Here is a 21445-nt window from a genome sequence, read left to right as displayed (position 1 = left end):
CTTTTTGGAGTCTGTTCGGTATCTTTCGTTTTAGCCCACCGTACCTTCCAAGGTAACGGAGAGAAGTTTTTGCGCCTCAACAGCAAATTCCATCGGAAGTTTGTTCAGCACATCTTTCGCATAACCATTGACTATCAACCCGATAGCATCTTCCATAGGAATTCCTCGCTGATTGCAATAGAACAGTTGGTCTTCGCTGATTTTCGATGTTGTGGCTTCGTGTTCGATGATTGCCGAATCGTTATGCACGTCCATATAAGGGAAAGTGTGCGCGCCACAGGTTGAACCCAAAAGCAACGAGTCGCAAGAACTGTAGTTTCGCGCATTGTCGGCATTGGGCGCAACACGCACCAATCCGCGATAGGAGTTCTGACTCTTGCCTGCCGAAATACCTTTTGAAATGATGGTACTCTTTGTGTTCTTGCCCAAATGTATCATCTTCGTGCCCGTGTCGGCTTCTTGATAGTTGTTGGTAACGGCTACGGAATAGAACTCAGCCTGCGAGTTGTCGCCACGTAAGATGCACGACGGATATTTCCACGTAATAGCCGAGCCCGTTTCTACCTGTGTCCACGAGAGTTTGGAGTTCTTGCCACGCAGGTCGCCACGCTTGGTTACGAGGTTCAACACGCCACCTTTGCCGTTTTCATCGCCCGGATACCAGTTCTGAACCGTTGAATACTTCACTTCCGCATTCGCCAGTACGACGATTTCGACAATGGCTGCATGAAGTTGGTTTTCGTCGCGCATCGGAGCCGTGCAACCTTCAAGATAACTCACATATGAATCGTCGTCGGCAATAATCAATGTGCGCTCAAACTGCCCCGTATTCATCGCATTGATACGGAAGTACGAACTCAACTCCATCGGACAGCGAACACCTTTCGGAATATACACAAACGAGCCATCGCTGAATACTGCTGAGTTGAGTGCCGCCGTAAAGTTATCCTTGTAGGGAACGACCGTTCCTAAATATTGGCGCACCAATTCGGGGTGCTCCTTCACGGCTTCACCAATCGAACAAAAGATAATTCCTTTCTCAGCCAACTGCTTCTTGAAAGTAGTCTTCACCGACACCGAGTCCATAATGGCATCTACTGCCACACCACTCAATGCCAACCGTTCCTCAAGTGGAATACCAAGTTTGTCGAAGGTTTTTTCCAATTCGGGGTCTATTTCCTTGTTCTTAGGCTTCTTCGCCAATGGATCGGCATAATAGGAAATCGCCTGATAGTCTATTTCAGGCAAGTTCAGATGCGGCCACTTTGGCATCTCCATAGTTTGCCAATGGCGAAACGCCTTTAAACGAAAATCGAGGAGCCATTCAGGTTCCCCTTTCTTCTCCGAAATAAGCCTAACGACATCTTCGTTTAAGCCCTTCGGGATAATATCTGTATGTACATCGGTAGTGAAACCAAACTCGTATTTCTGTTCAGCCACCTTCCTTACATACTCATTACTATTATTTTCTGACATTTACTTTTTACCTTTTTATTAGGCGGTTGAACCAATGAAAAGCAAATTCCAACATCTGCTTTTCATTCTTCTTGAGCCACCTTATACATAATATATTATATGCAGACAAAGATTGTGCCGATATTCTTTTCCGTAACATTTGTTACCAAAATACAAACCGCCTCGCTTTTCCTATGGAAATGAGAGGCGGTTTGGCACATATCTTAGAGTTTTTGTTCTACCTCTATTTCGGTGAATGTCTCAATCATATCACCCGTTTGCAGGTCGTTGTAATTAACAAGCGAAATACCGCATTCCAATCCTGTTACAACTTCCTTCACATCGTCTTTGTAACGCTTCAACGCACTGATTGGTGCCGTATGGATTACGATACCATCGCGAATAACGCGTCCTTTGTCCTTGCTGTGTACCTTTCCTTCGGTAACGATACAACCCGCAACAGTACCAACCTTTGATATTTTGAATACTTGTTGCACTTCCACCTGACCAGTAACGATTTCCTTCTTCACCTTGTCAAGCATTCCGACCATCGCTGACGTTACGTCGTCAATCGCATCGTAGATAACTGAATAGGTGTTGATTTCTACCCCGTCACGGTCTGCCAACTTACGGGCATCGGCAGAAGGGCGCACTTGGAAGCCGACAATGACAGCATCTGAAGCCGCAGCGAGCATCACGTCGTTTTCGGAAATCTGTCCAACCGCCTTGCTGATTACGTTCACATTCACCTTTTCAGTAGAAAGCTTGATGAATGAATCTGCAAGTGCTTCGATAGAACCGTCGGTATCACCCTTCACAATGATGTTCATTTCGTGGAACTCGCCACGGGCGATACGATGAGAAATATCCGACAATGTCAAGCGTGTTTGTGTACGCAAGCCTTGTTCGCGCTGCAACTGTTCACGTTTGTTGGCAATGTCGCGCGCCTCTTGCTCAGTTTCCATAACGTGGAATGTATCACCCGCTGTCGGTGCACCGTTCAATCCAAGAATGATAACAGGTTCAGAAGGACCAGCCTTTTCTACACGTTGGTTACGTTCGTTGAACATCGCCTTGATGCGTCCCCACGATGTTCCTGCAATCATATTGTCGCCAACCTTCAACGTACCGTTAGAAACGAGCACCGTACTTACATAGCCACGTCCCTTGTCCAATGAAGATTCAATCACCGTACCTGTTGCATTGCGATTAGGATTAGCTTTCAAATCGAGCATATCGGCTTCGAGCAAAACCTTGTCAAGCAAGTCAGCTACACCCAAGCCTTTCTTTGCACTAATCTCCTGACATTGATACTTACCGCCCCACTCTTCTACAAGCAGATTCATTTGCGACAAGTCTTCACGTATCTTATCAGGATTAGCTCCAGGTTTATCAACCTTGTTAATGGCAAATACCATTGGTACACCTGCTGCCTGAGCGTGCGCTATCGCCTCTTTCGTGGTAGGCATAACAGAGTCGTCGGCAGCAATAATGATGATGGCAATATCGGTTACCTGTGTACCACGAGCACGCATAGCGGTAAACGCTTCGTGTCCTGGAGTATCGAGGAATGTTACCTTACGTCCACTCTTCAGAGTTACACTGTAAGCACCGATGTGCTGTGTAATACCACCCGCTTCACCAGCAATCACGTTAGTATTGCGGATATGGTCGAGCAACGATGTCTTACCGTGGTCTACGTGTCCCATTACCGTTACGATAGGTGCACGACTTACAAGGTCGGTTTCTTCATCTGCCTCTTCGCTGATAGCTTCCTGAACTTCTGCACTTACGTATTCGGTCTTAAAACCAAATTCGTCAGCCACCAAGTTAATAGTTTCCGCATCGAGACGCTGGTTGATTGACACCATTATACCAACCGACATCAAAGTTGAAATAACCTGCGTTACTGGCAAATTCATCATTGTAGCCAACTCTGAAACGGTAACAAACTCTGTCAGCTTCAGTGTTTTGCTTTCCTTGCGCTCTGCCTTAGCCTCAGCACTCAGTCGCTCTTGAACGGCTTCACGCTTCTCCTTACGATACTTGGCACCTTTCTTATTCTGACTCTTGCTTGTAAGGCGTGCAAGTGTTTCTTTTACCTGACGTGCTACTGCTTCGTCATCAACTTCCAATGGCTTCTGATTGCGGTTGCGGTTTTTCTTTCCGCCAGCAGCATTCTTAGCATTGTTGTCGTTGTTATTCTTCTTTCCACTGCGCTTACCGCCTTGTTGTTGGTTTGCAGCAGCATTTATATCTACGCGTTCCTTATTTATACGAACACGTTTTTTCTTTCCTTGCGCATTTTGCGCAGACTTATCTTCACGTTCCTTTCTGCGCTCTTCCTTTGTCTTTTTCTTTGGGCGCGTACTTTGGTTAATGCTACTAAGGTCTATTTTACCTAAGATATTCACCTTTGGCTGGTTCAGCATTTTCTTCTCGTTTGACGTTTGGAAAATGCCATTGTCTTCAGCTTCCATTTCTTTTTCGCTCTTCTTTTCTTCTTGTTCTGTTTCAACCATAGGTTCCTTCTTTGAGGTTTCCGCCTTAGGAGTCTCGGTCTTTTGAACTTCCTCAGTTTTCTTCGGACTTTTCTTTGTATCGATTGAAACTTGCTTCTCTTGTGGCTTTTCTTGCTTTTCAGACTCTGCCTCTACTGGCTTTTCAACCTTTGACGGAGCAGTTTCCACCTTTACTTCTTTCTTTGGGCTTTCGGCAACGCCCGCTTCTTTCTTGTCTTCTTTCTTTTCCTCAGGAGCAGCAGATGTTTTAGCCACAGGCTTATTAAGCTGTTCGAGGTCGATTTTACCAAGCGGTTTGAACTTTGGAAATTCTTGCTTAGTAATTGTTTCCGCCTTTTGCTCGGTCGTCTTTTTTGTGCGCACTTTATCCTTTTGCTTCTTTTGGAAGATTTTAGCAGCGTCGTTCTTTACTGCCTGATCGGTTTTAAATTCCTTTTCAAGTGCCTTAAATTGGTCATCGCTGAGCTTGAAGTTCGGGTCTCCCTTCACTTCGCCCAGTTCCTGTCGTTTCTCCAAGAACTCCACTGCCGTTTGGAGTCCTATATTCAGTTCTCGAATTGCTTTGTTTAATCTGATGCTCATTAATATTTTCTTTCTTTTTGAATGTGGTGTTATGTTTTTGTTCTCAAACTTTAAAGATAGATGCTACGCCCTTCTTCCTATGATATTGCTTCTATGCGAAGCATCTACCTTACAACACCTAACTTTCAAATTCTGCTCTTAATATATTCAATACGTTATCAACGGTTTCCTCTTCAAGGTCTGCCTTCTCTATCAGCATTTCACGAGGAGCGTTCAATACCTGACGAGCAGTATCGAGGCCAATAGACTTGATAGCGTCGATAACCCACTTATCTATTTCGTCAGAGAACTCGTCCAAGTAGATATCCTCTTCAGCAGCTTGCTCGTCAAGCTCACGGAACACATCAATGGTATATCCTGTCAGCATACTTGCCAACTTGATATTCATACCGCTACGACCGATTGCCAAGCTAACCTCTTCCGGTTGCAAATATACTTCTGCCTTTTTGTTCTCTTCATCGATAGTAAGGCTGCTCACCTTAGCTGGCGACAAGGCACGTTGTATAAACAACTTTGTATTTGCTGTCCAGTTAATAACGTCTATATTCTCATTGCAAAGCTCGCGCACGATACCATGAACACGGCTACCACGTACACCGACACAAGCACCAACAGGGTCGATACGGTCGTCGTAACTTTCCACCGCAATCTTTGCACGTTCGCCTGGCATACGGGCAATGCCCTTAATGCTGATAAGTCCGTCTTCTATTTCAGGAACTTCAGCTTCAAGCAATCGTTCCAAGAATGTTGGCGCAGTACGCGAAAGAATAATCTTCGGATTATTGTTTTCGTTGTCTACACGCAGAATTACGGCACGCACGGTTTCACCCTTACGATATTGGTCGCGTGGTATTTGTTCGCCTTTAGGCAGAATCAGCTCGTTATTGTCTTCGTCTACGAGCAACACCTCACGCTTCCAGACTTGGTAAACTTCGCCAGAAATAATTTGTCCCACACGGTCTTTGTATTTATTATACAACGAATCGTGTTCCAATTCCAAAACCTTTGAAGCCAACGTCTGACGAAGGTTAAGAATAGCACGGCGACCGAACTTGGCAAAGTCTACAGGTTCCGAAACATCTTCTCCCACCTCATAGTCAGGTTCAATTTTCTGTGCATCGGTCAAGCTGATTTCCTTATTCTCGTCTTGCACCTCGCCGTCTGCAACAACAACACGGTTGCGATATATCTCAAAGTCGCCCTTATCTGGGTTTACAATAACATCAAAGTTTTCGTCCGAGCCGTATATCTTGGCAATAACGTTGCGGAAGCTCTCTTCCAAAACGCTTACCAATGTTGTGCGGTCGATACTCTTCATATCCTTAAACTCCTTGAAGGTTTCGACCATATTCGGACGTTCTTCTTCTTTTCTTGCTGCCATAGTTTTACTTGAAACTAATTATATATTTTGTATATTTTACTTCATTCATATCGTACTCGTGATCTACGTCCATCTTCACAGGACGTTTCTTTCCTTCCACCTGTACTTTCTCATTGACCGAAACCACAAACTTTTCACCTTCAACGCTTTTCAAGATTCCTCTTATCTTGCGTCTGTCTTGGTCTAACACCTCCACTTCCTTTCCAATGAAGTTGATGTACTGTTGTGGAACTTTGAATGGCTGCCCTAAACCAGCCGACCCAACCTCGAGTTCGTAGTCTTCTTCGTCGCGAGAGAGGCGTTCTTCAATGAACTTACTCAGCTCTACACAATCTTCAATCCACACACCGTCGGCGTGGTCTATCTCAACTACGATTTTGGCATCGGGGCTTATCTGAATGTCAACAAGGAAGTATTCTTTACCTTCCAACCATTCATCAACAAGTTTTTTAACAACGTTTTTATCTATCATATACTGTTTTAGGTGGATTCTGATTATTACCACCGAACTTTTACAATTTTATCGTGGGGCAGTTTTTAATTTAAAACCATTACCAATCCCACATTAAAATATGAAAAATGAGGAACTCCTAAAAGCTCCTCATTCCACTGAACGATGCAAAGTTAGCAATAAATCCGCAGTCTACCAAATGTTTTATAGTTTTTCTTTATATATGGCTTTATTCCTGCAGAAAATAAGTTGCTATTTCTAATAGATTGATTATCTTTGCACTTTATTCATTGTTTTTTATGGAACACAAACAACATTATGTAGGACTTAATGAACTGGAAGTCGAAGAAAGTAGATTAAAGTTCGGAGAAAACATTCTCACTCCCCCTGCGCAAACCCCACTTTGGAAAAGATTTATTGCAAAGTTCAACGACCCTCTCATCGTCATTCTTCTTGTAGCAGGTGTATTTTCTATCGGCATATCGTTTTACGAGCATTTTGGTCTCAACGAAGGAACGCAGGCGTTCTTTGAGCCTGTGGGTATCTTCATAGCCATTTTGCTTGCAACGGGTTTGGCTTTCTTCTTCGAGGAAAAAGCCAACAAAGCCTTCTCCATATTAAATCAAGTAGACGATGAGGAACTTGTAGAAGTGATAAGAAACGGAAACACGACGAACATTCCCAAGCGCGAAGTTGTCGTGGGCGACATTGTCCTGCTCAACACAGGCGCAAACATACCAGCCGACGGCGAGCTTCTCAATGCCGTATCGCTGAGCGTGGACGAGTCTACACTTACGGGCGAACCCATTTGCAAGAAGGGTATAAAGCCAGAAGAGTTCGACAACGATGCCACCTTCCCCACCAACCACGTTCTGCGTGGCACGAAAGTAATGGAGGGGCACGGCGTTTTCCGTGTTACACGTGTAGGCGATGCAACCGAAAACGGAAAGGTTTTCACGGCTGCACAGATAGACAACAGTGTAAAAACGCCACTCACAGAACAGCTGAACAGACTTGGCAAACTTATAACGTGGGCAAGTTACGTCTTGGGAACATTGATATTGGTAGGGCGTCTGTTGATGTATTTCAACGAAAACACCTTCGACTGGGTGCATTTCGTTCAGTATTTCTTAGACACCATTATGATTTGTGTTACCCTTATCGTTGTCGCCGTACCCGAAGGACTTCCAATGGCGGTTACACTGAGCTTGGCGTACTCGATGCGCAGAATGCTTCAAACCAACAACCTCGTAAGAAAGATGCACGCTTGCGAAACAATGGGTGCGACAACCGTGATTTGTACCGATAAGACAGGTACGCTCACGCAAAACCAAATGCGCGTTTACGCCATGCAAACCAACAGGGAAAACGCTACGTACGAAGCACTGCTGAAAGAAGGAATTGCCGTAAACTCGACGGCTTCACTCGACCTTTCCAACCCCGAAAAGCCTGTTGCCTTGGGCAATCCTACCGAGGGAGCGTTGCTTTTATGGCTGCGCGAGCAAGGGTCTGACTATCAGCAAATGCGCAACGATGTTGAAATCGTAGACGAACTCCCCTTCTCTACCGAACGAAAGTATATGGCTACGATGGTGCGGTCGGCTTTGCTGCCCAACAAAACCATACTTTACGTGAAAGGTGCAACCGACATTATCCAACAATTCTGCACCTCTTTAGCAGACAACACGTCGTGGGACGAGATATTCGCACAGCTGCAAACGTGGCAGAACAAGGCTATGCGTACCTTGGGCTTTGCCTATCTCGAACTGCCCGAAGCGGTTGCAACCGATTTGAGCACAGGCATTATTGCCAAAATAATGAATGGCGAAACCGACATAGCCGCTGATTTCTGCTTCTTGGGCACCGTTGCCATTGCCGACCCTGTACGCAAGGAGGTGCCCGCTGCAGTAAAAGAATGTATCGACGCAGGCATCAGTGTGAAGATTGTAACAGGCGACACACCTGGAACAGCAAAGGAAATAGGCAGACAGGTAGGTTTATGGACGGAGGAAGACACCGACCGCAGCATCATTACAGGTCCTGAATTTGCAGCCCTTACCGACGAAGAACTGAAGCAACGTGTGCTCGACTTAAAGATTATAGCACGCGCAAAGCCAATGGACAAAAAGCGTTTGGTAGAGTGCTTGCAGTCGCTCAACCAAGTAGTAGCCGTTACGGGCGACGGAACAAACGACGCCCCTGCGCTGAAAGCTGCACACGTAGGACTGTCAATGGGCGACGGAACGAGTGTTGCCAAAGAGGCTTCCGACATCACAATCATCGACAATTCGTTCCTTTCCATCGGCCGTGCTGTCATGTGGGGGCGCAGTCTGTATCAGAACATACAGCGTTTCATTCTTTTCCAACTTACCGTAAACGTTGTGGCGTGCCTCATTGTCCTGGCAGGTGCTTTCATGGGAACACAGAGTCCGCTCACGGTTACGCAGATGTTGTGGGTAAATCTCATTATGGATACTTTTGCAGCAATGGCACTGGCTTCATTGCCACCATCGCAACAGGTGATGGACGACCAGCCACGCAACCGCCACGCATTCATCATTACGCGCGACATGTGGATACGCATCGGCACGCTTGGTGGCATTTTCTTCCTCACACTCTTGGCTTTCCTGTATGTATTGGAACATTCGGATATAAGACAAATGACCGACTTGCTGCAATTCAACTTCAGCAATCATAAAGAACTCACCCCCTACGAGTTAAGTCTGTTCTTCACAATGTTCATAATGCTGCAATTTTGGAATATGTTTAACGCACGTGCCTTTGCAACAAACCGAAGTGCTTTCCACTTTAAAGGCTGTCGAGGCTTTAGCTTTATCGTCCTGATGATACTCATCGGACAAATCCTCATCGTCGAGTTGGGCGGTCAGATGTTCAGCGTAACGCCATTAAGTCTTACCGATTGGGAAATCATCATCGTAGCCTCATCGGGAGTTCTGCTGCTTGGCGAAGTGTTCAGATGGTTTACTTCCAAGAAGAAAGACTAAGTATATGTATTGATAGAAATAATAACGAACGAGAAAAGAACGTTTTAATAAGAAAAGAGAATTAATTCTTAAAATAAACATTCTATGAGAAAATGGGCACTATTGTTGCTTTTTAGCATTTCCTGTATAACCATAACTGCTCAACGCAGTAAGGGAGATATAACACTGTATCCACGCTTAGGCTATAATATCAGCAAATACAGCAAGCAAATACCAGTTCAACCAGAATATGAACCATCGAAACTGACAAAAAGTAAATTTAAGTCTGGATATACGATTGGGGCTGAGTTGCACAAGCAAATTACCGAAAAGACAGGAGCAAGCATTGGACTTCTATATTCCACAGAGGGCAGCAAGCTCGCTGACTATACAATTGAGAGCGAAGCAAAAAAATGGGATATAAAAGATTTTTCTTCTCAACTTCATTACTTGCAGTTACCAATTATGGCAACGATTGATATAATGAAATGGCAAAACGCTTCTATTTCCTTTGATTTCGGTATTCAAATAGGATATTTATTAAAAGGAAAAAACAAAAATACAACAGAAGTTTATAATAAGAATGGAAACACTTGGATGCCAGACAACGAAGGCTCTGGGAAATCAAGTGGCACCACCACAGAGGTCTACAAACGCACCAACCTCTCTATACCTATTGGCTTTTCCTACGAATATAACAAGTTCTCGTTAGACCTTAGATACAATATCGGACTAACGAAAGTCTATAACTACATAGAGGAAAATATCTGCAACCGCAATTGGGTCTTAACAATAGGATATGGCATTGTATTGTAAAAGATGTATTTATAATTCCTTAATCGATTAAAACGCAATGCACCGATGAAACGTGTAAATAGCTTCATCGGTGCATTTGTTTTTTATTTGCACTGCTGTTAAACGAGTTTGGCAGAGATTTTATGCAGAACTGCTTTTCCTTTTATTATTCAAGGGAGATGCTTAAAAAGCTCTTCAATTTTGTAAAGATAATTCTGATAAAAAATAGCAATTTCGGTTTGACATTGCGAAAGCGGCTGTTTTGCGATGCAAAACAGCCGCTTTTACCGTGTAAAACCTACACTTTTGGAATGCAAAACAATAGGTTTTATAATGTATTGATAATAAGAAGATTAGACAACAAGTGTTCTTATGAAGAATTTTTACATATCTGTAAGCTTCTTCTCGCCTCAAAATGGACTGCGAAGAGTCGCTAAAAGGCTTTACCGAAGCTAATGTAAGGCATTAACACCGTCTTACGGTCGTAAATGTTATCGGCAGCAATAATTCGGGCTGGAGTAACACCTATGCGGAACTGAAAGCCCTTTTTGGCTGTGTAGCGATAGCCAACGGTTCCAAAACCAAACATACCGAATTTGGTATCCTTCGTAGGAACGCTCTTTACACCTAAAAGCCAAGGATTTCTAGCGGCATCATTTCCATCCATTCCTTCCAATATATAGTCGTGGACATTATAGAGACCCACATTCACACCTAAGCCAAGTTCCAAATTGTGCTTATTGTTTCCTACAAAATAGTTCACTCCTAACGGCACAGAATAAGCCCGGGTAGAAGCGTTGCCTAATGGATCTGAAGAACCGGAATAACCAAAGCCGAAACCAACTCGATACCCCCATTTGGAGTTTTTACTGAAACGAGCGTCGTAATTTACGCCAATATAGTTTGAAGGGCCAAAGACTTCAAGATAAACACTCTTGTCGCGAACTATCTCTTCTTGCGCACTTACGGTCAGCACACTTAGCAACAGCAGTGCTATTGCAATCGCTTTTCTTTTCATTTTTATTAGATGAGTATTTTGTTTATAGTTTCTTTTAGGGTGCAAATGTACGTCTTTTTTATTACATTTCGCTAAAAATGCACTTTTTAAATTCCTTAAAAAGTGCATTTTTCCGCCTCAATACCCATTAGAAACTTCTAAGCCACGCCTTCAAGTCCATCATCATTTCCTCGTGATAGCGGAAGCCTATCTTGCTGCCCCAACCGTGTCCGCCACCAGGATATACATGGAGCGATGCGCGAATATCGTTGCGATAAAGTTCGGTATAATAGTTTACGCCGTTTGCAGGTGGTACAGTGTCGTCGTCGTCGCTAAGTGCGATGAAGGCACGAGGTGTAATTCGGGTAACATTCATATCGGCACTATACTTCTTTTGCTCGCTCTTGCCAGGGCGTTTGCCCAAGAAACTGTGGAAACTTCCCTCGTGTCCATATCCTTCCATCATGGAAATAACAGGATAGAACAAAATCTGGAAGTTGGGCTTTGCCTCGCCTTTCGATGCTGTTGCTACCATAGCAGCCAAGTGTCCGCCTGCCGAAAAGCCCATAATGCCCACATTGTCGCGGTTTATCTTCCACGAAGCTGCATTCATACGTGTCAGTTTTATAGCCTGCTCGGCATCGGCAATGGGCACTTCGGGATTGCCGTGTGGCAAACGATACTTCAGAACAATGGCAGCAATGCCTTGGTTTTGGAAGAACTCGCCCCAGTCGTAGCCTTCCGTATCCATAGAAAGCGAACTGTAACCGCCGCCAGGACAAATAATAACCGCTCTGCCGGTAGCCTCGCGGTCGATAGGCAAATAGACACGCACCTTGGCTGTGTCCATATTATCGCCGTTGTTATAAGGCTGGCGACTATTATATAGTTTCACTTCAAATCTGCTTTGTGCAGCAGCAAACATTGTGGTGGCTGCTAAGCCTGCTACTAAAAAGAACTTCTTAAAATTCATTGTCTTTATTTCTGAAAATTATCTGCCTCGCTGTAAAAGATGGGCAAAAATCAAGTATTATAGGCAAATTTAGTAAAAAACGGTGGAATAATTCTGAATGTTTAGAGTTTTTAGTATATTTGCAAACATAGCAGACGATTCAATCTGCACTTAAACTATTTTTAAAGAATATAGACTTTATATTAACAACTTACTAAACAGAGTAAAATCAATGCACGTATTAGAGAAATTCAGATACTGCCCCGTATGTGGCAGCAGCAGCTTTGAAGAACAAGACGAGAAAAGCAAACGCTGCAAACGCTGTGGCTTTGAATACTACCTGAACCCAAGTGCTGCCGTTGCAGCCTTCGTTCTGAACAGCAAAGGACAACTGCTGACGCTGCGTCGCAGCAAGGCACCTGCAAAGGGAACGCTCGACTTGCCAGGAGGATTTGCCGATATTGGAGAAACCATAGACGAAGCCTTGATACGCGAAGTGAAAGAAGAAACAGGACTGACAGTTACGGAATTTGAATTTTTCACCACCCTCCCCAACCGATACGAATACAGTGGTTTTGTTGTGCCTACACTCGATTCGTTCTTCATCTGTAAAGTCAGCAACGAAACAGAACTGCAAGCCAACGACGATGCGGAAGAAGCATTGTGGCTCGACCTTGAAGAAGTACACACCGAAGAATTTGGATTGCGCTCCATTCGCCACGCACTATCTACCTTCCTTCAAAAATACAGGAAATAGCTGATGCGATTATAAAAAACAACGTAAGTTCGACAAATAGACTATCGTGCTGAATGTTTTATACTCCAAAAAGAATCGAAATGTTAATAACAACTAAAGTATAACCTGTGGGGCACAAGTCCTACTTTCGTGCCCCACGAAAGTAGGACTTGTCGTTATCTATACCTACACCTCCACCGAATAGTTAATATAAATTAACGATTTCCCATTGTTGCATACACTTATAATTCTCAAACTCACGTTAAAACAAAAAAAGCCATATCTTAATCCCTTAACAGGAAAAAGATATGGCTTTTATATAACCTTGTATTTATACGAACTTAGTAAATTACAAGACCTTTGCTTCTTTAGAGTAGATAGTTCTGCCCATCATTGCACATTACTGCATCAATTTCTTAACGGTCTTTCCGTTAGAGAGCTTGATGATGTTAATGCCCTTGCAAGGCTTTGAAATCTTCTGACCTTGAACATTGTAACGCTCAACTTCAGTTACAGTTGCATTGCTGTCTTTAACAGAGGCAACACCTGTTGGAGTATAAACGAACTTAACTTTAACTGAAGGACCTTCGTCTGTCATCTTAGTTTCAGGCACTCCATCTGGGCTGTTTGTCTGTTCAGCATAACCTGTTGTCAGCGTTGCAATCCAAGTTGTTGGAGAATTGGCTTCTCCTGTAGGGAACCATTCTGCTTGAATATCTAAAGACTCACCAGGATTTACAGCCTTTGTATCTGACATTTCCACAGAAGGCCCTTCAAATGTTTTACACTGCCCCACACAACATTGAAAGTTTCCATAAGGCATAGAAGTTAAATCAAGCTTCACCGCTACCGTTTTACTCAGAGGAGCTACATTCTTTACAAACAGATGGGGTTTCATATAAGTTGTACCAAAGTCAGTATCAACTGTCACTTCAGTAACTTCAAAAACAGCTCCATCAGCTATTACATTTCCTTTGTCATCAACAAACTGAAGTGCAGATTTTGCACTTTGAGCCATTGCACCCATACCCATTGAGAGCAACACAGCTGCTAAAAATAGTATTCTTTTCATTGTTTTTCCCTTTCTTATTAACTTAAAAAATATCATTAGCTATTTACATGTTGTTTAACCACTTGTTGCACACCGGAATCATTGTAAACGAAAGTTACAATTGAAACGTTCTTCTCGTTCCATTTTGCGTCTAACTGAATAGAGAAGTTGCTCTTTGCTTCAACATTCTCTTGTAAAGCAATATCTGTCCCCCATGTTCCATTTACAGCAGCACGGAATACGTGGTTGTGAACATAGTTGGCATCAACGCGATTGTCTTTAAGAAGTTGCTTGGCAACAATACCATCTTCTACTATCCATATTTGCAACTTGCCATCGAACTTTTCTCGGCTCAACGCATTCACATCAATTGATAATTGACGATTAGCAGCATCGTACTTGTTGGTCATAGAAAGCGAAACAGAGGTGGGTTTCTGAAGTTCACTGTTAATAATACCTGCCCATGCACTTACTCGCTGCATACGACCAGAGCGATTAATAATGGCACTCGGAATACCGTCGCCCTTCCAGTGCTTATAATATTCTTCACCAACCTTTGTTTTCAATGGAGACACCGCCAACGCAGAAGCGTGTATGCAAACAGCGATAACTTTGTCTTCTCCATATTCCTTTTGTATCTTTGTCAATTGTTCGTGCGCCTCTGGACAGTTTATACATCTCTGCCCCGTAAATTCTTCAACAAGTACGGCACGCTTAGCTTCAGAAGATTCTACTTTAATATATCTATCGCCTTCATCTACATTTGCACATGAAGAGAAAAATATTGCCACATACGCTATTAGTAATGGAATTATTCTTTTCATTTTATGTCTTGTTTAGAAATTATAATTGTATGAAACTGTAACACCTCTACTTGCTGGTATATAGCGACATACACCGCCAGAGCAGTTAAAGCCTGCACGTGTACGGCCATAGCCAACCTGCAACCTGTGGGCACCAGCATTGAAAGTTACCAATCCTTGATAGTAATGTAGCTTGCTGTCACCAGAATTATACATATCGCTTATTGTAAACATCCAATGAGGAACGATTGCCAATTCAAGCAAACCGAACCACCAGTTGCCTTGATCTTCTTTTGTAGAAAGGTATTGTACCTCTCCGCGAAGGTTTACCTTTGGCGAGAAAGTGTACTTACCGTCTGCAACAAAGATGTCAGAGTGTATCATACCGCCTTCACCTTCTACCACAGTCTTGTTGTAGAACTGGTTCATATACATCAAATTCAGCTTGAATGCTTTAGAGATTTTACGCTCAAGCTGTATATTCAAATCTTGATAATAGGTTTGGTCGCCCCACTTAAAGAAGGCAGAGCCATAGCCTTTTGAACCTTTTACAGTAGCGTTGTCTATAGAACCTGCGAGGTTGGTGTGCTTGTCAATGGCATGAACGTGTGAGAAATTCACTTTCACATTCATTCCATAAGGACCGCCAAGGAAAGTTTTGCGCTTAAACTTGTAGCCTAACTGTGCTTGATATGCCCACTCGCCGTCAGGACGGGTTGCATAAGGATAGAATGCCGCAAGCGCATAGGTCTGGTCTTGGGTAAATGCTGGCAAGTGGTTGATGTACGAAGATACACCAATGCTGTTTCTGTCGCTCTTGAAAGCCATATCGTTAGAACGTTTTGCTTGTAACAGAACGCTCATTCCACGCTGTGAATAAGAGGCAGAAAGCATAGCCACATTTCCCTTACGATAGATGTAGCCGTTTGTAAACGAAGGGTCTTGTGTTTTCTCTGCATACTCGGCAAGTACATTGAATCCGCCTTTTTGCAATTGAATACGAGCGTCCCATGCGTTTACATTCTGTGGTAGATTTAACTTGTGTGTACGGTCTACCATGATGTTGTCGTCCTTGTTGTTCTCGTATTTGTTTACGAAAGAACCTCCTAACATAATGCGTGTATCGCTCTTTTGCAATCCACTGAACCATTCGCCAAGGTTTAATTCAAGGTCAGCACCATTTATCCAAGAGTCGTTGTGCGCCCAATATCTACGCTGTTCGCCAGTTATGGCTTTCATCACAATACCTTTATAAGGTTTGTAAACAACTCGTGCTCCTAACAATGAATTGTCTATTCCCAAACTACGCTCTTCGTAAGTTCGAAGAATAAAACCAGAACCGAACTGCTCGTAATAGCTTCCTAATGTGATTTCAAGCTTCTCGAACTTTCCTTTCAAATAAAAATAAGGCACGCCATACCCTTTATAATCCTTTTCGAAACCTGGCAATGGGAATCTCAAGAATTCAAATCGAGCACCCGCATCTACATTCTTGCTAATGAGATTAAGGTCGAGAAAAGAGTTCGTCAATACCTTGTCTTTGTACTTGGGCGACCCAATCTTGAGGTCTTCCTGTGGGATAAGAATATCGCTCTGAATACTTCCTGTAACAGAGACCTTCCCGTTGTCGGTATCGTCCTGCTCTTGTGCAGTAGCCTTTACTGCACCAAGAGCAAGCAAACATAGCAACCAGATACTTTTTTTCATAACTATTTGCTATTTTACAAGTTCACGAACTTTCTCTATCAACTCGTTTTCGGCTCCTTCTGTATAGCCGTTGTGCTTGTACACGATATTCCCCTTGCCATCGCAAATAAGAACATAAGGAATCATCTGTATGCCTAAAGCGCGCTTAAACTCACTGTTCGGGTCGAGCAACACTTCATACTCCCAGCCGTTCTCGTCTACAAGTGGCTTCACCTTGTTCACATTCTGTGCTTGGTCAATAGAAACAGCAAAGATTTTCACACCAGTTTCTTCACGCCATTCATTATATACTTCGCTAATAGCCTTCAGCTCACGGTTGCAAGGCTTACACCAAGTTGCAAAAAAATCAATAATGAATGGCTTTCCATTATTTGACAAAGTATCTGTACGTACAGTTTTGCCATTAATGTCCTTAAGCGTTACCGATGGTAATTGCGCACTAACTGTGCTGATAGCACAAGTAAGTAGTACTAAAAGTGATAAAAAAGTTTTTTTCATAACATGATGTATTAATTGTTAATAAATAAAAATGTCTTGCATTCGTTGGAATAAAAAGATATGCGTTCCATCATTTCTGCGGAACAGCATATCTCTTTTAATCGTTACTTGACTATTTCTTTCAACACCTTGCCATCAGAGAACTTCACTATGTTGAATCCCTTCTGTGGTGCTGATATGCGCTGACCTTTGACATTGTAGCGTCCAATTTCCTTTGCAGGCAAGTCTGTCGCTACATTTTCAATAGCATTAGGGTCCTTCGCAAGAGGCTCACTAATGCAGTTCTGCACAGCCAAGCTCTCAAGATTCACACCGATTTCCTTTATTTTAGGAGCAATAAATGCTACTATTTCCAAATCAACAGGCTTCCAATCATTCTGTATGGCAAAGTCGTAAGTCTTTGTGAAGTTATCACCTTCCCACACAAGGTCGTTGTCGCCCTTTACATCTGAAACATATCCACGAAGTACATCTTGGTGCTTAGCTTCCACGAGCAATCCATTTTCATCGCCTTGGTGTCCGTCTACATTATTCTCCGTAACAAGTACAAAGAGCGCATAGTCTTCAAGCAACTCCTTCGCCTTGTTCACGCCTGTGCCTGTTACTGTTATGTTAATCTTCCTGCTGTCCTTATCGTATTTGTTCACGATGCCAAGTGTTGAGAACACGCAAGTATTCTTCTTTGAAAAATTGTAGAAATTATCAATCACCTGTGTAAGTTCAGGAGAAGACTCACCAGCAATATTAGGATTTGCTATAGTTTCCTGTTTATTATAAATAAATGCAGTTCTATTGCAAGCAAAAGAAGGCAAGCCACGGACATTTGCCATTCGTTTGATAAACTGGCTCTCTGGTGCAGCTACATCATCAGGATATGCAGTTTCGTTAAGGTGTACTGCAACCATCACCATATCAGGCTGTCGCTTCTTAAGTTCTTTAATATTCTGAACACCTCTATAACAGTTTCTGCAACGTTCAGAAGTATATTCCTCCACCAATGTCTTTTGACGTGCAACCACCTCTTTATAATAAAGAACCTTGTGATTGTTCTCAACGCCCTTCACATCTTTAAGTTCCTTTCCGTTTACTTTCTTCAATACCAAAGCAAGATTGTGCTTACCTGCAGTAGAGATATTCGGCTGAAGTTCAGCAATACTAAACTTCCTGTTAGTTTCTCCAACACCAACACCTTGTTCCACCGTTATGGTCTTTACGCTCTTATTGTCTATCTGAACGTCAAGTTCAAAGTCGTTTATCGGTGTTGAGCTTGCATTGGTTAGCCAATAATCTACATTAATGGCTTTTCCAACCTCAGTATAATTTGGCAATTCGATATGGCTGACCACCAATTCGCTCATAGTTGTTCCAGCAGCAGGTTCTACTACCAATTGCAATGGTAATGTCAATGGCTGGGTTGTAGAACGGTTTATCCATTCATTCGTTGCTCCAAAATAAGTGTAAAGATTGCCTCTATAAGAGTTTACACCATTCTTTCCGACGGTTATTTTACCTTGATTGCCAGCAACCAAATTGTATCCGATTGCAAATCCCTTAGTTTCTGCTGTTATTTCAATTTCCTTACTTAGCTTAACTTCGTACCAATTGTCGCCAATAGAATTGCCAAGTGTTCCCTCTGCCTTAACTTCTTCGGCATCGTATATTGTGTTTCCTTCCTTAATAAAAACATTCTGGATACGACTTGCATCTGCAGAAAGTACTCTAATTGATTTAACCTTGCAACCAATAAAAGGCTTCAACATCTCTTGAGAGTAGAAAGAACCTATCATTTTTTCTCCATTGTTAAATGGAGCATTCCCATATCCTCCTACTTCGTGATAATCGCTTATTAAACGTTGGTTTGCTTCAATTTGTGGTTTAGCCTTTGCCACCACTCCTGAAAGGACTGGTGTATCCATCATCTGTATGTCTTGTGCTACTGCCGACATTGAGGCAGAAGCTACTATTAATGACATAAATAAATGTTTCATAGTTTATAGTTTCTTTTTTAATCTTATGCAGTGATAGGCTCTTAAGATTGCTCTCGAAAGCCTACACTGCCTCCAATTAGTTACGGTTTATGTATATTAAATTTAGACATTCTTATACTTTTAATAGCTCAGATATTTCTTACCATTTATGATATAAACACCATGAGGCATTTCTTTCAGCGTCTGCTTCACGACATTTTGCTTCACACGTGCTGCCACGCTGCCATCAATACGGTAGATTGTTACAATACCGTTCTCTGCATTACCGCTCTCTACATTCTCAATACCATTGCTCAAACGGAATGTATAATATGGCGGAGCAGCGAGAGAAAGTCTTGTTTGCAGATTCTTTTTCATATAATAAATCTTCACACAGTACTCGCCACCATCTTCCATCTTACTAAAGGTAAATGTAAGTTTCTGTGCTTCATCTGCAGCAATATCAACATCTTGGGTCAATACTTCCACATTGGCAGAACTGCGGTCGGAAAGAATGGCTATGATTTTGTTCTTATAAGGTTTACTATCCCAGTTTTCTACTGTAACATCACATTCAAATTTGTCCATTACAACATTGCCTTGGGCATTCTTAATCTTATAGCCACTTTGCGTTAATTCAGCATCTAAGCCTTCCTTAACATCTATTTCCAATTCGCCTATCTTCACTTTCCTTACGTTATCAGCATAGAGTTCAACGCGATGTTTGCCCGCTGTTTTAGGAGTATAAGGAATTTCAACTTTCTGCTCTGCTTTTGCATCTATCATAAAGCCAACGGCATTCGCATTCTTGCCTATCGTTGCGTCGTAAAGATATACAGTTACGGTATTTGATATACCTTTATTAAGAAGCGTTGCAGTTATCTTTGTTTCGATATTTTCTTCTGCTTGTCCTTCGTGTGTCAGCGTTTTGCATTCCACATCGCTTCTGTTGCTGAAAGCTGTAGCAAGCATTTCCTTATCTTTAACATCAAGTTTGATATACATACTTGAGTTTACACAAGGCTTCCAAGTGTTGCCGCCATCTGACTCGGCAGCATACATTGGAACAAGATAATAAATCCCCGCAGACAGATTCTTACCAAAAGTCAACGAATTGCTCACACATTCGTATGTGCGGTTGTTGGGCATCATATTAAGAATATCTACCTGACCAAGAATTGCAGTGCCTTCTACTGGCTTGTTCTCTGCATCTCTAAGCTGCCAGCCAAATGTTATCTTCTGCTTCGTGTAATTGTTTGCCAAGACCTTCAAGCCAATTCTGTCGATGACAAAATCTGCAGAATTGTCTGCTCGCTGATACTTGTCTTGTACGTCTTTTATATCTTGCACAAAGATGGTATTGGTAGCATTCTCAGGCTGCTGACCCGTCTTGTTTGGCTTCAAACCAACAATGACAGCTTGTTTAATGGTGTAACCGCTGCCACCAGAGAACGAACCTGTTCCCTGTAAGGTCGGATTGAGCACAGACAAATCGTATTCGCCATCTGACAAACCGCCCCAACCCCAGTTTATAAGGAACTTGCCATCTTTATATCCGTGGCAAACAAAGGCGTGATAACCAATGACTCCAGACACAACATCAAACTTACCACCCGTGTACAACACAGGGCGTTTTTCCTTTATCTCGTCATAGATTTTCTGCTGCCATTCAGCTTCCGTATATAACGAGCGTTCTATTTCTTGTGCCGTAGCTGCATAGTTGAAATATTCCTTGAACGATGTCAGCAAGACATTGGCACCCGATTCCTTAGGAGAGTATTGCATCTTCACAGCTTGTCCAACATAGCGCATAAGCCAAGCAACCTCGTCCGCATCTTCTTGAAATTTGTAACTATCCTTCATTGCTCCCCAATTGAATTTCTTTGGTTGGAGGTCTTGAAGAGTTTGTTCGTACTTCTGCATTTTTGATTCATAGCCTGGAATCACCGAAGTTTCGTTCTGTGGCCATTCATGATACTTCAAAATCTGCGCTGCTGCAGTGGCAACACAGCCCGTTGCAGCATATCCTTCATCGAATTTCGGACATCTGAGGTTATAAGGACTTGTCTGATTCCATTTTGTAGTCATCAATCCTGACAAATCCTGAAGCTTTGCTGGCTTTGCCAACATTGTCGGTTGCTTATGGGTAGCAACATATTTCACATAACGCTGACAACATTCCAACCACCATTTCATTCCGTCGGGAATATTCTTCTCATCGAATGTACCGTTGTAAGAATGTCCCAAAACGGCTGGTGCCTTATCGTCGGCAGCTACAATAATAAATCCATCATTTCTCCCTACGTTGAAAACATAATAAGCATCGGTAGAGAGTTGCACGCTCTTTACAGCGTTTGAAGTTTGTGCGTGCATATGGGGGGAGCGAGCACTGTTGCCTTTAATATACTTTAAAGCTATTTGGCGTGCTTTCTCCAAACTCACAGGATTGCCTCGTACTATACTTCCCACTGAAAAGAGTACAAGTAAAAGCAATATTTTCTTCATAAGATTATACGTTTAGTTCTAAAGTAATTCTAATTCTATTATATTTATAGTCTAAAATT

The 21445-nt window shown here is 42.6% G+C and carries 15 protein-coding genes; 3 read left to right on the top strand and 12 right to left on the bottom strand.

The window, feature by feature from the left end; all coding sequences use genetic code 11:
• Window positions 1-30: 30 nt before the first annotated feature.
• The 4 genes from sufB to rimP all read right to left on the bottom strand — a co-directional run bounded on the left by sufB (window position 31) and on the right by rimP (window position 6412).
• Complete coding sequence (gene sufB / locus BWX39_RS02105; RefSeq protein ID WP_014709024.1) at window positions 31-1476, bottom strand: Fe-S cluster assembly protein SufB; 1446 nt, start codon at window positions 1474-1476, stop codon at window positions 31-33.
• Between the two features lie 203 nt (window positions 1477-1679).
• Window positions 1680-4559, bottom strand: a complete 2880-nt coding sequence (infB, locus tag BWX39_RS02100; protein ID WP_028905685.1) for a translation initiation factor IF-2 — start codon at window positions 4557-4559, stop codon at window positions 1680-1682.
• 118 nt (window positions 4560-4677) lie between these two features.
• On the bottom strand, window positions 4678-5940 hold the full coding sequence (gene nusA, locus BWX39_RS02095; RefSeq protein WP_014709026.1) for a transcription termination factor NusA: 1263 nt from the start codon (window positions 5938-5940) through the stop codon (window positions 4678-4680).
• A gap of 4 nt (window positions 5941-5944) precedes the next feature.
• Window positions 5945-6412: a ribosome assembly cofactor RimP gene (gene rimP / locus BWX39_RS02090; RefSeq protein ID WP_028905686.1), complete on the bottom strand. Its 468-nt coding sequence runs from the start codon at window positions 6410-6412 to the stop codon at window positions 5945-5947.
• Window positions 6413-6690: 278 nt separating this feature from the next.
• Here rimP and BWX39_RS02085 point away from each other — a divergent pair, with 278 nt between their 5' ends.
• Together BWX39_RS02085 and BWX39_RS02080 are read left to right on the top strand one after the other, a co-directional pair.
• Window positions 6691-9396 carry a calcium-translocating P-type ATPase, PMCA-type gene (locus tag BWX39_RS02085; RefSeq protein ID WP_028905687.1) on the top strand — a complete coding sequence of 902 codons (2706 nt, stop codon included), beginning with the start codon at window positions 6691-6693 and terminating at the stop codon, window positions 9394-9396.
• Window positions 9397-9480: 84 nt separating this feature from the next.
• On the top strand, window positions 9481-10191 hold the full coding sequence (locus BWX39_RS02080) for a porin family protein (RefSeq protein ID WP_028905688.1): 711 nt from the start codon (window positions 9481-9483) through the stop codon (window positions 10189-10191).
• A gap of 412 nt (window positions 10192-10603) precedes the next feature.
• Here BWX39_RS02080 and BWX39_RS02075 read toward each other — a convergent pair whose 3' ends face one another.
• Complete coding sequence (locus BWX39_RS02075) at window positions 10604-11188, bottom strand: hypothetical protein (protein ID WP_051129504.1); 585 nt, start codon at window positions 11186-11188, stop codon at window positions 10604-10606.
• A gap of 127 nt (window positions 11189-11315) precedes the next feature.
• Complete coding sequence (locus BWX39_RS02070; RefSeq protein WP_028905690.1) at window positions 11316-12140, bottom strand: alpha/beta hydrolase; 825 nt, start codon at window positions 12138-12140, stop codon at window positions 11316-11318.
• Window positions 12141-12351: 211 nt separating this feature from the next.
• On the opposite strand from BWX39_RS02070, the gene BWX39_RS02065 reads away from it, so the two are divergent.
• The gene (locus tag BWX39_RS02065) at window positions 12352-12876 is read left to right on the top strand and encodes an NUDIX domain-containing protein (protein WP_028905691.1); all 525 of its coding nucleotides are present in this window, start codon (window positions 12352-12354) and stop codon (window positions 12874-12876) included.
• 379 nt (window positions 12877-13255) lie between these two features.
• Here BWX39_RS02065 and BWX39_RS02060 read toward each other — a convergent pair whose 3' ends face one another.
• The 6 genes from BWX39_RS02060 to BWX39_RS02035 form a co-directional block, all read right to left on the bottom strand.
• Complete coding sequence (locus tag BWX39_RS02060; protein ID WP_028905692.1) at window positions 13256-13927, bottom strand: hypothetical protein; 672 nt, start codon at window positions 13925-13927, stop codon at window positions 13256-13258.
• Window positions 13928-13962: 35 nt separating this feature from the next.
• Window positions 13963-14730: an Omp28 family outer membrane lipoprotein gene (locus BWX39_RS02055; protein WP_028905693.1), complete on the bottom strand. Its 768-nt coding sequence runs from the start codon at window positions 14728-14730 to the stop codon at window positions 13963-13965.
• A 12-nt stretch (window positions 14731-14742) separates the two neighbouring features.
• Entirely contained in the window at window positions 14743-16416 is a 1674-nt protein-coding gene (locus tag BWX39_RS02050) for a DUF6029 family protein (RefSeq protein ID WP_028905694.1), read from the bottom strand.
• A gap of 9 nt (window positions 16417-16425) precedes the next feature.
• The gene (locus BWX39_RS02045) at window positions 16426-16914 is read right to left on the bottom strand and encodes a TlpA family protein disulfide reductase (protein ID WP_024998745.1); all 489 of its coding nucleotides are present in this window, start codon (window positions 16912-16914) and stop codon (window positions 16426-16428) included.
• A 104-nt stretch (window positions 16915-17018) separates the two neighbouring features.
• On the bottom strand, window positions 17019-18887 hold the full coding sequence (locus tag BWX39_RS02040) for an Omp28-related outer membrane protein (protein WP_028905695.1): 1869 nt from the start codon (window positions 18885-18887) through the stop codon (window positions 17019-17021).
• A gap of 135 nt (window positions 18888-19022) precedes the next feature.
• Window positions 19023-21386, bottom strand: a complete 2364-nt coding sequence (locus BWX39_RS02035) for a C10 family peptidase (RefSeq protein WP_028905696.1) — start codon at window positions 21384-21386, stop codon at window positions 19023-19025.
• Between the last annotated feature and the right edge of the window lie 59 nt (window positions 21387-21445).

This window comes from Prevotella intermedia ATCC 25611 = DSM 20706 (genome assembly GCF_001953955.1).
GTDB lineage: Bacteria > Bacteroidota > Bacteroidia > Bacteroidales > Bacteroidaceae > Prevotella > Prevotella intermedia.
This window is presented reverse-complemented; position numbering and strand designations above follow the sequence as displayed.